The sequence below is a fragment of the Tistlia sp. genome, assembly GCF_040905785.1.
GTDB lineage: Bacteria > Pseudomonadota > Alphaproteobacteria > Kiloniellales > DSM-21159 > Tistlia.
Window position 1 is genome coordinate 31,276 of the sequence record NZ_JBBDQW010000038.1, and the last position, 13,448, is coordinate 44,723.

The following is a 13,448-nucleotide window of genomic DNA, read 5'->3' on the forward strand; positions in this document are numbered from 1 at the left end:
CTCAGCCCGGGCCCTTGAAGGCGTTGACGATGGGGTAGCGGCGGTCGCGCCCGAAGGAGCGGCGGGTGATCTTGACCCCCGGCGGCGCCTGGCGGCGCTTGTACTCGGCGTTCTCGAGCATCCGCCAGACCCGGGTCACGATCTCGCGCGGGTGGCCGCGCGCGACGATGGCCTCCAGCGAGGCCTCCTCCTCGATCAGGCCGGAGAGGATGTCGTCGAGCACCGCGTAGGGCGGCAGGGAGTCCTCGTCCTTCTGGTCGGGCTTGAGCTCGGCGGTCGGCGGCTTGGTGATGATGCGCTCCGGGATGGCCCGGCCCTCGGGGCCCAGGGCGTCGGCGGGCCGCGCCTGGTTGCGCCAGTTCGAGAGCTCGAAGACCGTCGTCTTGTAGACGTCCTTGAGCACGTTGAAGCCGCCGCACATGTCGCCGTAAAGGGTCGCGTAGCCGACGCTCATCTCGCTCTTGTTGCCGGTCGAGAGGACCATCGGCCCGAACTTGTTGGACAGCGCCATCAGGGTGACGCCGCGCGCGCGCGACTGCAGGTTCTCCTCGGTCGTGTCCGCCGGCAGCCCCTCGAACAGCGGCCGCAGCATGACCTCGAAGGCCTGCATGGCCGGCCCGATGTCGATCTGGTCGAGCCGCAGGCCGTTGAGCTGGGCCAGCTCGGCCGCGTCCTCCAGGCTGTCGCGGCTGGTGTAGGGGCTGGGCATCATCACGCAGTGGACGCGCTCCGGCCCCAGGGCGTCGGCGGCGACGACCGCCGAGATCGCCGAGTCGATGCCGCCCGACAGGCCGAGCACGACGCCGGGAAAGCCGCTCTTGGTGACGTAGTCGCGCAGGCCCAGGACCAGCGCGCGGTAGACCGGCTCGGCGCCGACGCCCGGCGGGCGGCGCTCGCCGTCCTCGACCTGCCAGCCGGCGGCGCTGCGGCGCCAGCGGGTCAGGCTCAGCGCCTCGACGAACTCCGGCAGCTGGACCCTGAGGTTGCGCTCGGCGTCGACGACGAAGGAGGCACCGTCGAAGACCAGCTCGTCCTGGCCGCCGACTTGGTTGACGTAGACCAGCGGCAGCCCGGTCTCGACCACGCGCTCGAGCGCGAGCTGGATGCGCACCTCGTGCTTGTCGCACTCGTAGGGGCTGCCGTTGGGGACGACCAGGATCTCGGCCCCCGACTCCTCGAGGCACTCGGCGACGTCGGAGAACCACATGTCCTCGCAGACCAGGACGCCCAGGCGAACGCCGCGGAAATTGACCGGCCCCGGCAGCGGCCCGGCGGCGAAGACCCGCAGCTCGTCGAAGACGCCGTAGTTCGGCAGGTGGTGCTTGCTGCGCACGGCCTGGATTTCGCCGCCGTCGAGCAGCAGCGCCGCGTTGTAGACCTTGCCGCGCAGCGGCGCCCGGGCCGCGGGATCGATCCGCCAGGGCGCGCCGATCAGCAGCGCCGGCCCGCCGTCCGCGGTCTCGGCGGCCAGCGCCTCCACCCCCTGCTGCACGGCGTCCAGGAAGTCGGGCTTGAGCACCAGGTCCTCGGGCGGATAGCCGGAGACGCAGAGCTCGGTGCCGACCACCAGGTCGGCCCCCTCGCCCGCCGCCCGGGCGCGCAGCGCGCGCAGCTTCTCCAGGTTGCCGGGCAGGTCGCCCACGGTCGGATTGATCTGCGCAAGCGCGATGGTCAGCTGGTCGGTCATAGCGGCCCGATGTACTCCTCGGGAATGTGTGGCTCCAGAGCGACCGCATGGAGCCTGTGCCCGAGCCGCACGATGTCACGCTCGTTCATACTGCCGCTCGGCGGATTGCAGGATGCGCGTCGCCAGGGCCGGATGGAGGTCCTGGGGTCGGCCGAGATCGACGCGACGTCCGCCGAACAGCGGGCGCAGCCCGTGCTCGATCTTCGCCAGCGTCAGCAGGGACGGGCGGATTGCCTCATCGAACTCGATCAAGACGTCCACGTCGCTGTCCGGGCCGAAGTCGTCCCGAAGGGCCGACCCGAAGAGCGAGAGCTTGCGGATGCCGTGCGAGCGGCAGAAGGCGGCCAGCGCCTCGCGGTCGATGGGGAGTCTCTCGGTCATAGCCCAACTAGCTACGCCGCCGGCCGCCGCGCGACAAGGGGGCCGACCAGCGGGCGGAAGCGTCTCAGGCGACGCTGGACAGCGGCCGCCTCGCCGCCACCGGCAGCGGCGCGACCTCGGCGCGGCCGCCGATGGCCAGGCTGACCAGGGCGTTGGGCGGCACGGCGTGCCAGCAGCCGCGCTCGATGTCGAGCGGCTCGGAGGCCAGGACGGTGCCGCTCGGGAAGTCGCGGACGTAGAGGGTCGGCGCCTTATCGTCGCTGGAGTAGCGGAAGCCGTAGACCCGCTCGCCGTCGCTGAGCGCCGCGGTGAAGCGCAGCGGCTCGGCGATTTCGGCCTCGGCCATGATCGCCTCGACCTCGGCGAGGCCGGCCATGACCGCGCCGACCGGGTCCGCCTCCAGCCCGCGTCCGGCGATCGCCAGGAACAGGGCCTCGCTGTCGGTGGTGCCGTGGCGGGCGCCGTAGAGGGCGTCGGGAATCAGCGCCTCGACCCGGCGGCGGATCCGCTCGTAGCCGCCGATCTGGCCGTTGTGCATGAACAGCCAGCGCCCGAAGGCGAAGGGATGGCAGTTGGCGCGCGCCGTCGCGGTGCCGGTCGAGGCGCGGACGTGGGCGAAGAAGAGGCGCGCGCGCAGCTGCTGGCAGAGGCTGCGCAGGTTGGCGTCGGACCAGGCCGGCAGGATCTCGCGGTAGAGGCCGGGCTCGGGCCGCTCGCCGTACCAACCGAGGCCGAAGCCGTCGCCGTTGGTCTCGGCCTTGGCCTCGCGGGCATGCTGCGACTGGGCGATCAGCGAGTGGCAGGGCTCGAGGACGAGCTGCTCCAGGAACACCGGCTCGCCGGCATGGACGGTCCAACGGCACATCGCGCGATCCTGCCCCTCGACTCGCTAGCAAGGGATGAAGACCGCCGATCAGACGCCGGTGGTCGGCACCGGCGCAAACGGCCCAACACCGCCCATCAGCGGCGCGAGACGGGGCCGCGCGGCGCGCAGGTGGCGGCCAGCTCCCGGACGAGGCGGCTCGCGGTGGTCTTGAACAGGAAGGGCAGCAGGGCGTGCAGCAGGGCGGCGCCGCCGGCGGCCAGCAGCTTGAGCCCGATGCCCGAGGCGAAGACGAAATGCTCGCCGTAGCTCTCGCCGACCGCGGCGGGATGGTCGGTGAAGGCGGCGACGAGGGCTTTCATGGTCTTCGACTCTCTTTCTGGGAAAGGGCCCCAAGAGAGTAGCCCGGATTCCGCTGGAAGCGGTCCCAAACTGCCGGCTATTCTGGCCGCCTTCTCGAACATATTCCCAGGAAAGTGGAGAACTGCCGAATGCTGGACCAGACGGACCGGAAGCTGCTGGACGCGATCCAGAAGGACGCGACGCGGACCCTGGCCGAGCTGTCCGAGTCGGTCGGGCTGTCGCGCAACGCCTGCTGGACGCGCCTGAAGCGGCTCGAGGAGGCGGGCTACGTCAAGGGCCGGCGCGCCCTGCTGAACCGCGAGAAGCTCAACCTCGGCCTGATGGTCTTCGTCTCGATCCGCACCGACATCCACTCCAGGGCCTGGGCCGAGGACTTCCGCCAGGCCGTCGCGGACCTGCCGGAGATCGTCGGCGTCTACCGCACCGCCGGCGAGACCGACTACCTGATCCAGGCCGTGGTGCCCGACGTCGCGGCCTACGACGCGCTCTACCAGCGCCTGACCGCGCGCCTGACCCTGTCGGACGTCTCCGGCGCCTTCGTCATGGAGGAGATCAAGGCGACCAGCGAGCTGCCGCTCGACTACGCGTGAGGTGAGCGGGGGCGACGCCTACCGCCGGAACAGGAACTCGCGGCCGACCTTGACCTTGGGCACGCCGTCGTACTCGACGATGTCGGCGGTCGCGTAGGTCTCGCTCCAGCGCGCCGGCAGGAAGGAGCCGGTGCCGACGGCGTCGATCGGCGCCCCGGCTTCGCTCATCAGCTTGCACTTGCGCGGGCCGAAGCCGGAGGAGGCGACGATCCTGGCCTTGTCGAAGCCGGCGCGGTCGAGCTGCTCGCGCAGGTGCCAGACGCCGGCCGCCGAGACGCCGGCGCCGACCAGGTAGCGCAGCTCCTCCTCGGTGCGGTAGCCGCGGATCGCCCGCGGCGCGTTGCGCTCGATGACGGCGTAGGAGGCCGTGGGGTCGAGGCCCTCGAGGTAGCGGCTGCTCGGCACGTCGACGCGCAGCGACAGCCGGCCGCTCGCCGCCAGCTCGGGAAAGCGCCGGCAGACCGCCAGGCTGTCGGTGATCTCCTGGGCGAAGTAGTCGACCAGCACCGTCACCGGCTCGTCGGGATAGGTCTCGACGTACATCTCGGCGGCGCGCAGGGTCGAGCCGGCGTAGCCGATCAGGGCGTGCGGCATGGTGCCGAGGCCGCGCTCCCGGCCGAAATAGTGGGCGGTGGCGTCGGTCGCGTTGCCGACGAAGCCGACGGCGCCGACCTTGCGGCGCGCCCGTTCCGAGCCGACCGAGGCGGCGTAGGCCATCTGCTCGGCCATCTCGGTGCCGGCGCAGTGGCGCGCGTCGAAGGCCAGGAAGGCGACCTTGGGCAGGTCGGTGCACATGGTGTGGGCGTTGAAGGCGGCGACGCAGGCCGGCCCGATCTTCTGCAGCAGCAGGGTCTCGAGGTCGGCGAGCTCGACGAAGGAGCCGCTCACGTACATCAGCGGCTCGCCGGCGCCGACCCAGCGGCCCTCGGCGTAGCGCAGGTCGATCTCGAAGCGGGTGCCGCGCCGCGCCGCCGTCGCCTCCAGCCACTCCACGGCGAGGCGCGGCGCCGAAACCACCGGCCGGCGCATGAAGATGGCGTAGGTCACCGGACAGTCGCCGAAGCGCGCCACGATCTCCTTGGTGCGGGTGAAGTAGGCGTCGCTCCAGGCGCGCACGGCGGCATCGCCGTCGGGCCAGCCGGCGCTGTCGTTGCGCAGGCCCGGCGCGCCGTTCCCGGCCGGCGCCGGATCCGGCCGGCTGCTGTCGTCTGGCATGGTCCCTCCCCTGGCGGGCGTCAGCCGCGATGGTTCGGCTCACGGCTCCCTGCGTCAACCCGCGCCGGGCGCGGGGCCGTCATGCCCGGCAGCCTCAGGCAGGGGCGCCGGCCGCTACTCGCCGGCGGCGGCGCGCCGCTGCGCCTCGGCCTCGACCCGCGCGCCCTCGACGCGGACCTGGCGCTCGGCGTTGAGCTCCTCGGCGAGCAGGAAGGCGAGATCGAGGGACTGGCTGGCGTTGAGCCGCGGGTCGCAGTGGGTGTGGTAGCGGTCGGCCAGCATCGATTCCTCGATCGCCTGGGCGCCGCCGATGCACTCGGTGACGTCCTGGCCGGTCATCTCGACGTGGATGCCGCCGGCGTGGCTGCCCTCCGCGCGGTGCACCGCGAAGAAGCCGCGCACCTCGCTCAGGATCCGGTCGAAGGGCCGAGTCTTGAAGCCGGTCGAGGACTTGATGGTGTTGCCGTGCATGGGGTCGCAGGACCAGACGACCTTGCGGCCCTCGCGCTGGATCCGGCGGACCAGGGCCGGCAGGTGCTTCTCGACCTTCTCGTGGCCCATGCGCGCGATCAGCGTCACGCGGCCCGGCTCGTTGTCGGGGCTCAGCCGGTCGATCAGGCGCAGCAGCTCGTCGGGGTCGCTGGTCGGCCCGCACTTCACGCCGATCGGGTTGCGCACGCCGCGCAGGAACTCGACGTGGGCGCCGTCGAGCTGGCGCGTGCGGTCGCCGATCCACAGGAAGTGGGCGGAGACGTCGTACCAGTCGCCGGTCAGGCTGTCGACGCGGGTCAGCGCCTCCTCGTAGGGCAGCAGCAGCGCCTCGTGGCTGGTGTAGAAGTCGGTCTCGCGCAGCTGCTGCACGGTCTCGGGGGTGACGCCGCAGGCCTCCATGAAGGCGAGCGCCTGGCCGATGCGGTTCGAAAGCTCCTCGTAGCGCTCGCTCTGCGGGCTGCCGGCGACGAAGCGCAGGTTCCACTGGTGAACCTTGTGCAGGTCGGCGAAGCCGCCCTGGGCGAAGGCGCGCAGCAGGTTGAGCGTCGCGGCCGCCTGGTTGTAGGCGCGCAGCAGCCGCTCGGGGTCGGGCTGGCGGGCCGCCGCCTCGAACTCCATGCCGTTGACGCTGTCGCCACGGTAGCTCGGCAGCTCGACGCCTTCCTGGCTCTCGGTGGGCGTCGAGCGCGGCTTGGCGAACTGGCCGGCCATGCGGCCGACCTTCACCACCGGCACGGCGGCGGCGTAGGTCAGGACCACGGCCATCTGCAGCAGCACGCGGAAGGTGTCGCGGATGTTGTTGGCATGGAACTCGGCGAAGGACTCGGCGCAGTCGCCGCCCTGAAGCAGGAAGCCTCGGCCCTCGGCGACCTCGGCGAGGGAGTCTTTGAGGCGCCGCGCCTCGCCGGCGAAGACCAGCGGCGGATAATCCCTGAGGGTCCGCTCGACCCGCTCCAGGGACTGCGCGTCCGGGTAGTTCGGCACCTGCAGGATCGGCTTGTTCCGCCAGTTGGCGGGCTTCCAGTTCTCACCCATCGACTTGTCCAGTACGTCCGCTTGCCAGGCCCGCGGCGCATCGGGCGACCGCGGGGACTAGGGTTTTACCCCCTCGCCCCTCGCGAATCCACAAGCGGCTTCGGCGGGCGGCTTCCCGCACCGCCTTCCGCCTACTCCGCCGCCCGCGCGGCCGCCTGACCGTCCTCGGGATCGGGCAGGGGCTGGCGCATGGTCACGAACTCCTCGGCGGCGCTCGGATGGATGCCGATCGTGCGGTCGAAGTCGGCCTTGGTGGCGCCGGCCTTCATGGCGACGGCCAGGCCCTGGACGATCTCGGCGGCGTCGAGGCCGACCATGTGCACGCCGACGACCTTCTGGCCGGCACGCTCGACGATCAGCTTCATCAGCGTCTTCTCGTCTCGCCCCGACAACGTGTGCTTCATGGGGGTGAAGGACGAGCGGAAGACGTCGACGGCGCCGTGCTTCTCGCGGGCCGCCTCCTCGGTCAGGCCGACCGAGGCGATCGGCGGCTGGCTGAAGACCGCGCTGGGGACGTCCCGGTAGTCGACCGTCGTCGGCTCGTCGTTGAACAGGGTCCGGGCCACGGCCATGCCCTCGGCGAGCGCCACGGGGGTCAGCTGGATGCGATCGGTGACGTCGCCGATCGCCAGGATCGACGGGACCGAGGAGCGGTAGTGCTCGTCGACCTTGACCGCGCCCATGCCGCTCAGCTCGACGCCCGCGCGGTCGAGGCCCAGATCCTCGGAGTTCGGCTGGCGGCCGATGGCGTAGAGCACCTGGTCGACCTCCAGCACCTTGCCGCCGGTCAGGGTCGCGGCCAGGCCGTTCGAGGTCTTCTCGATCTTCTCGATGATCTCGTTGAAGACCAGGTCGACGCCCTTCTTGGGCATTTCCTCGGCCAGGAAGGCGCGCACGTCGGCGTCGAAGCCGCGCAGGAACAGCGGCCCGCGGTAGATCTGGGTCACCTGCGAGCCGAGACCGGCGAAGACGCCGGCGAACTCCACGGCGATGTAGCCGCCGCCGGCGACCAGGATCCGCTCGGGCAGCCGGTCCAGGTAGAAGACGTCGTCGGAGACGATCGAGAGCTCGCAGCCCGGCTCGCGCGCACGCACCGGCCGGCCGCCGGTCGCGACCAGGATGTTGGCGGCCGTGACCTTGCGACCGCCGACCTCGACGGTGTGGGCGTCGACGACGGTCGCGCGCGCCTCGAAGACCTCGACGCCGGCGCCCGTCAGCAGCCGCTGGTAGATGCCGTTGAGCCGGGCGATCTCGCGGTCCTTGTTGGCGATCAGGGTCGGCCAGTCGAAGCGGCGCTCGCCGACCGTCCAGCCGTAGCCGGCGGCATCCTCGAAGTCCTCCGAGAAGTGGCTGGCGTAGACCATCAGCTTCTTCGGCACGCAGCCGATGTTGACGCAGGTGCCGCCGAAGAAACGCTCCTCCGCGATCGCCACCCGGGCGCCGTAGCCGGCGGAAAAGCGCGCCGCGCGCACGCCGCCCGAGCCGGCGCCGATGACGAAGAGGTCGTAGTCGTAGTGGCTCATCGAAGTCCCCTTTGGCAGAGGCATATGGCGGAGGCGACGCCAAAATTTAACCCGCGGCCGGCGGAAAGGCAGCCGTGCCCGGCGGTCGCGGGCCCCTTCAGAAACGGTCGGGGCGGTAGGGCGAAAGGTCGAGCGAGGGGGGCCGCTGCCCGACCAGCTCGGCGACCAGGCGGCCGGTGCGCGCGCCGAGCGTCAGGCCGAGGTGGCCGTGGCCGAAGGCGAGGATGGCGTTCGGCACCCGCGGCGCGGCGCCCAGCACCGGCATGGAATCGGGCAGCGAGGGGCGGAACCCCATCCAGCGGCTGGCGCCCTCGCTGCGCAGGCCCGGGAACAGCCGGCTGCCGCGCGTCGCCAGCACCTCGGCGCGGCGCCAGTCCGGCGGCGCCTCGAGGCCGCCGAGCTCGACCGTGCCGGCCAGGCGCAGGCCGGCCGACATCGGCGTGCAGGCCATGCCGAAGTCGCTGGAGTAGACCGGCCGGCTGAGCTGCACGCCGGGCTCGGCGATGGTCAGGTGATAGCCGCGCTCGGTGTCGAGCGGCACGCTGGCGCCGACCCCGGCGGCCAGCCGCCGGGACCAGGCACCGGCGGCGACGACCACGGCCTCGCAGGGCTCGCGGCCGCGGTCGGTTTCGACGGCGACGACGCGCCCCTCCTCGACCTGCAGGCGGCGCACCTCCTCCCGGCGGATCGTCCCGCCGGTCTCGGCGAAGCGCCGGGCCAGGCCGACGACGGTGCCGTAGGAGTCGAGGCTGTGGGCGACCTCGGGATAGTAGAAGCCGCCGGCCAGCTCGCGGGTCAGCGCCGGCTCCATCTGGCGCAGCGCCTCGGCGCCGAGCTCCTCGACGGTGACGCCGTGGGCCCGCTGCAGCTCGACGGCGCGCCGCCCGGCGGCGAGCTTCGCCGGGTCCAGGTAGGCGCCGATCCAGCCGCGCCGCACCACGGTCTCGGCCAGGCCAGCATCGGCGAGCAGCGGCAGGTAGTCGTCCAGGCAGCCCTCCAGCAGGGCCGCCATCGCCTGCGCGATCTCCTCGACGCGGCGCGGCCGGCTCGCGGCGACGAAGCGCAGCAGCCAGGGCGCGAGGCGCGGCAGGTAGCCCCAGCGCAGCGCCAGCGGCCCGAGCGGATCGGCGAGCATGCCGGGCACCCGCGCGAGGGTCCCCGGCAGGGCGACCGGCAGCACCGATTCGACCGCGAAGACGCCGGCGTTGCCGAAGGAGGCGCCCTCGCCCGGCCCCTGGCGGTCGAGCAGGGTGACGCGGTGGCCGTCGCGCTGGAGCCAGAGCGCGCTGCAGACGCCGACGATGCCGGCGCCGATCACGACGACCTGGCGCGGCCGGACCGGATTCGGTGAGGCTGAAGTCATGGGGCGGCTTGTCGCGCCGCCGGGTCGGCCGGTCAAGGGGGGCGGTCAAGAGGCGGCCGGCGGGCCCGGCGCCGCCGGGAAGCGCTGGGTCAGGCGCTGGCGCGCCGCCGGCAGGCTGCGCTCGCGCGGATGGAAGAGGTGGCGCTCCAGAAAGTAGCCGGTCAGGGACAGGCCCTGGGCGACCTCGTCCGGCCCGCCGCCGCCGCGCCCGGCGAGGAAGCCGGGCAGCGCCAGCAGGCGGTCGCGGTAGGGCTCGGCGGCGGCCAGCGAGACGGCCCGGCCGCTGCTCGGGCTGACGTAGGCGAGCTGGTCGTTGCTGCCGGTCGCGGCGCAGCGGGTCAGGTCGAGCCCGAAGCCGAGCTCGCGCAGCAGCAGCAGCTCCCACTGCACGTAGACCTCGGCCCAGTGCTCGGTCTCGAGCGCGCCGACCAGGGCCTGGAAGGCCTCGAAGCAGGCCGGATGGGGCTCACGCTCGGGCAGGACCAGCTCGGAGATGGCGGCGGCGGAGGCCAGGGCCGAAAGCCGCAGCGGGTCGTCGAGCCAGGCCGCGGCATTGGCCGCCTCCAGCTCCAGGGTCAGGTTGCCCAGGTGGTCGGCGAGACGCGCGCTCCAGCTCGCCGAGACGCGGTTGCCGGCCTGCAGCACCGGCCGCTGCCGCCGCCCCTGCCCGCCCCGCACCAGGCCGGCGTGGCGCCCATGCGCCAGGGTCAGCAGCTGCACGACCGCCGAGGTCTCCCCGTGCGGCCGCGCGGCCAGGACGAAGGCGCTGTCGGTCCAGGTCAGCATGGCCCCGACGCTAGCCTGTCCGCGGGCGGGAAGGAACGCTGATCCGCCGCAGCTTGGGGCAACTTGCGCTTCGTGGTTCGACAAGCTCACCATGAAGCGCAACCTGAAGCCCGCAATAGCCCCTCCGGTCGCTTCCTGGTGTGCCCTTCACCATGAAGCGCAACCTGAAGCCCTCGATAGCCCCTCCGGTCGCTTCATGGTGAGCCCTTCACCCTGAAGCGCAACCTGAAGCCCGCGATAGCCCTCGGTCGCTTCATGGTGAGCCTGTCGAACCATGCAAGCGAGGGAGCGCCGACGTTCTGTGCCGGTGGACCGCCCTTTCTCGTCATCCCCGCGAAGGCGGGGATCCATGGGGACTGGCCGCCTGTGACGGCGTTGCCGGCTTGAGCAGAGGTCCGACTCACTATGGATCCCCGCCTTCGCGGGGATGACGGAGGGAGGACGGAAGCCGCCGTGGCGCGGCGACGCCGCCGATCAGGCGAGGTCGCTGCGGTAGTCGGAGAGGGAGCCGTACTCGACGAACTCCAGGACGTTGCCCTCCGGGTCGCGCAGGAAGGCGAGGAAGGTCTGCGGGCGGACCTCCACGGGGGCGTCGCCGGTCAGGAAGTCGGCGCCCGCCTCGGAGAGGCGCGCAATCGTCGCGCGCAGGTCCTCGACGATGAAGGTGAGATAGACGATGCCCTGGCCGCCGAGCACCCAGGGAGTGCGCGCCGCCGCCTCGGGCGGTGCGGCAGGCTGCAGCAGCTTGAGGCGCTCGCCCCAGGGCGTCTGCAGGCGCAGCACCCGGTAGGCGCCGTCGCTGAGCGCGGAGGGCCGCGCCTTCTCGGCCGGCACCTCGAGGTCGGTGACCCGCTCGCAGCCCAGGAAGCGGGTATAGAACTCGGCCAGCCGGTCGAGGTCGCGGCAGCAGATTCCGACCTCCAGGGGTGCCACCATCTTCATCGCCTCGATCCCTTCCTTCTTCGCTCCTGGTCGCCACGCGCCCTTCAGGCGGCGCGCGGCCGGCCCTTGTCGGCCATCACCTGGCGCAGCGCCGCCTCGATCTCCTCGGCGCCGGCGAGGGTCGCCCGCTCCAGCACCTTGGACACGCTGGGCGCCGCCTCGCCGCCATGCACCCGCTTGACCGGCTGGTCGAGCCAGTCGAACAGGCGCCGCTGCAGCTCGTCGCCGAGCAGCGTGCCGTAGGACGTCCCGAGCGCGCCCTGCTCGACGATCAGCACGTTGTTGGTCTTGCGCACGCTGGCGCCGATCGTCTCCCAGTCCAGGCTGGCGCGGTCGAGCGAGCGCAGGTCGACGATCTCGGCGTCGAGGCCGAGCCGCTCGACGACCTCCTGCACGACGCGGGTCATCGAGAGGTAGGTGAGGATCGTGAGCTCGCCGCCCCGGCGCACCACCGCGGCCTTCCCGATCGGGATGCAGTAGTCCAGGTCCTCGGCCGGCGCCGGGCCGCTGCTGTTGTAGAGGTCGACGTGCTCCAGGACGAGCACCGGGTCGCGGCAGGCGAGCGCGCTGTTCATCAGGCCGACGTAGTCGAAGGGCGTCGAGGGCGCCAGGATGCGCCAGCCGACGCTGGTCGCGAAGACGCCGGCCGGATCCATCGAATGCTGCGAGCCGTAGCCGGTGCCCATGGCAACCTTGGTGCGCAGCACCAGGGGCATGTCGATGTCGCCGCCGAACATATGGCGCGCCTTGCCGACCTGATTGAACACCTGGTCGGCCGCGACCCACATGAAGTCCGGGTACATGAACTCGATGATCGGCTTGTAGCGGCCGTCCATGGCGACGCCGCCGCCCAGCCCCATGAAGGCGTTCTCGCTGATCGGCGTGCCGAGCACCCGGTCCGGGAAGTCCTGGGCGAGGCCGCGCGTCGCGCCGTTGGTGCCGCCCTTCAGGCGGTGGATGTCCTCGCCCAGGATGACGACCGTCTCGTCGGTCGCCATCCGGCGATGCAGCACGTCGGCGATGGTGTCGACGAACTTGCGCTCCTCGATCCGGCCCGCGAAGGTCGGCAACTCCTCGAACCGCCGGCCGTCCAGCTCCGAGAGGTCGCCGCGGATGCCGTGGTCGCGGAAGGCCGGCTTCGGCCAGAGCGCCTCGCGCACGCGCCGGCGGTTGCCGGCCGGCTCGGTCAGGGCCTCGGCGGCGCGGGCCATGGCCTCGAGCGCACGCGACCTCAGGGCATCGACGGCCGCGCGGTCGAGCAGGCCGCGCCCGATCATCTCGCCGGCGACGCGCTCGAGCGGATCTCGCGCGCGCCAGGCCGCCTCCTCCTCCTTGGAACGGTAGCCGAAGGCGCTGCCGGCGACCGGTCCGCTCTGGTGGAAGTAGCGGTAGACCTCCGCCTCGACGATCGTCGGGCCGCGGCCGGCGCGCATGTGCGCGAGCGCCTGGTCCATGGCCAGCTTGACGGCCAGGGGATCCATGCCGTCGACCCGCCAGGCCGGAATGTTGAAGGCCTGGCCGCGCGCCGAGAGCCGCGGCTCGGCGGTCGATTCGGCGACCGTGGTCGCGACCGCGTAGAGGTTGTTCTCGATGAAGAAGCAGAGCGGCAGGGACCATGCGCCGGCCAGGTTCATGGTCTCCAGCACAGAGCCGATGTTGACCGCGCCGTCGCCGAAGTAGCTGACCACGACGTCGCCCCGACCGGCGCGCTTGTGCGCCCAGGCGGCGCCGGCGGCCATGGGCACGCCGCCGCCGACGATGGCGTTGGTGCCGAGCACCCCGGCCTCCTCCCAGCGCAGGTGCATCGAGCCGCCGCGGCCTTTGCAGAAGCCGGGCGAGAGGCCCATGATCTCCGCCAGGGTCCGCTGCAGCAGCGGCTCGACGCCCTCGCCGAGCTCGGCGAGGGGGTCCTGGCCGCCCGGTGTCACGTGGCCCAGCGCCTTGGCCAGGAACTGGTGGTGCCCGCGGTGCGAGCCGTTGACCTGGTCGCTCGAGCGCAGCCCGACGATGGAGCCGGCCGCGCCGCCTTCCTGGCCGATGCTGGAATGCGCCGGCCCGTGCACCAGCCCCTCCCCGGTGAGCTCCAGCACCTTTTCCTCGAAGGCGCGGATCAGGTGCAGGTTGGTCAAGAGCGTGCCGAGCAGGCGCGGCTCGACCTTCTGCCAGTCGCTGCGGCTGCTGCTGAGCTCGACCCAGGGTGCGGTGCTGGCAAGGCGCTTGGTCCGGGGCATGGCGGGGCTGCCGCTCC

General features: G+C 72.2%; 12 protein-coding genes. 1 reads left to right on the forward strand and 11 read right to left on the reverse strand.

Going from position 1 to position 13,448, the window contains the following annotated elements; all coding sequences use genetic code 11:
• Position 1 precedes the first annotated feature (1 nt).
• From WD341_RS09430 to WD341_RS09445, 4 genes are all read right to left on the reverse strand, one after another.
• Positions 2-1,687, reverse strand: a complete 1,686-nt coding sequence (locus WD341_RS09430; RefSeq protein WP_368425194.1) for an NAD+ synthase — start codon at positions 1,685-1,687, stop codon at positions 2-4.
• Between the two features lie 75 nt (positions 1,688-1,762).
• On the reverse strand, positions 1,763-2,068 hold the full coding sequence (locus tag WD341_RS09435) for a nucleotidyltransferase family protein (protein ID WP_368425195.1): 306 nt from the start codon (positions 2,066-2,068) through the stop codon (positions 1,763-1,765).
• Positions 2,069-2,132: 64 nt separating this feature from the next.
• A complete protein-coding gene (locus tag WD341_RS09440; protein WP_368425196.1) occupies positions 2,133-2,933 on the reverse strand; it encodes a class II glutamine amidotransferase in 801 nt (266 codons plus the stop codon).
• Between the two features lie 95 nt (positions 2,934-3,028).
• Complete coding sequence (locus tag WD341_RS09445) at positions 3,029-3,253, reverse strand: DUF6356 family protein (protein ID WP_368425197.1); 225 nt, start codon at positions 3,251-3,253, stop codon at positions 3,029-3,031.
• 129 nt (positions 3,254-3,382) lie between these two features.
• Here WD341_RS09445 and WD341_RS09450 point away from each other — a divergent pair, with 129 nt between their 5' ends.
• On the forward strand, positions 3,383-3,844 hold the full coding sequence (locus tag WD341_RS09450) for an Lrp/AsnC family transcriptional regulator (protein ID WP_368425198.1): 462 nt from the start codon (positions 3,383-3,385) through the stop codon (positions 3,842-3,844).
• 18 nt (positions 3,845-3,862) lie between these two features.
• Here WD341_RS09450 and WD341_RS09455 read toward each other — a convergent pair whose 3' ends face one another.
• The 7 genes from WD341_RS09455 to WD341_RS09485 all read right to left on the reverse strand — a co-directional run bounded on the left by WD341_RS09455 (position 3,863) and on the right by WD341_RS09485 (position 13,431).
• On the reverse strand, positions 3,863-5,059 hold the full coding sequence (locus tag WD341_RS09455; RefSeq protein ID WP_368425199.1) for a nicotinate phosphoribosyltransferase: 1,197 nt from the start codon (positions 5,057-5,059) through the stop codon (positions 3,863-3,865).
• Between the two features lie 114 nt (positions 5,060-5,173).
• On the reverse strand, positions 5,174-6,586 hold the full coding sequence (locus WD341_RS09460; RefSeq protein WP_368425200.1) for a class II 3-deoxy-7-phosphoheptulonate synthase: 1,413 nt from the start codon (positions 6,584-6,586) through the stop codon (positions 5,174-5,176).
• Positions 6,587-6,717: 131 nt separating this feature from the next.
• Positions 6,718-8,109 (reverse strand): glutathione-disulfide reductase, encoded by a 1,392-nt coding sequence (gor, locus tag WD341_RS09465; RefSeq protein WP_368425201.1) that lies wholly within the window; start codon positions 8,107-8,109, stop codon positions 6,718-6,720.
• A 97-nt stretch (positions 8,110-8,206) separates the two neighbouring features.
• Positions 8,207-9,472, reverse strand: coding sequence for an NAD(P)/FAD-dependent oxidoreductase (locus WD341_RS09470; RefSeq protein WP_368425202.1), 1,266 nt, complete (start codon positions 9,470-9,472; stop codon positions 8,207-8,209).
• Positions 9,473-9,517: 45 nt separating this feature from the next.
• Positions 9,518-10,258 (reverse strand): DNA repair protein RecO, encoded by a 741-nt coding sequence (gene recO / locus WD341_RS09475; RefSeq protein WP_368425203.1) that lies wholly within the window; start codon positions 10,256-10,258, stop codon positions 9,518-9,520.
• Between the two features lie 474 nt (positions 10,259-10,732).
• A complete protein-coding gene (locus tag WD341_RS09480) occupies positions 10,733-11,194 on the reverse strand; it encodes a VOC family protein (RefSeq protein WP_368425204.1) in 462 nt (153 codons plus the stop codon).
• 50 nt (positions 11,195-11,244) lie between these two features.
• Positions 11,245-13,431 carry a thiamine pyrophosphate-dependent enzyme gene (locus WD341_RS09485; protein ID WP_368425205.1) on the reverse strand — a complete coding sequence of 729 codons (2,187 nt, stop codon included), beginning with the start codon at positions 13,429-13,431 and terminating at the stop codon, positions 11,245-11,247.
• Positions 13,432-13,448: the final 17 nt, after the last annotated feature.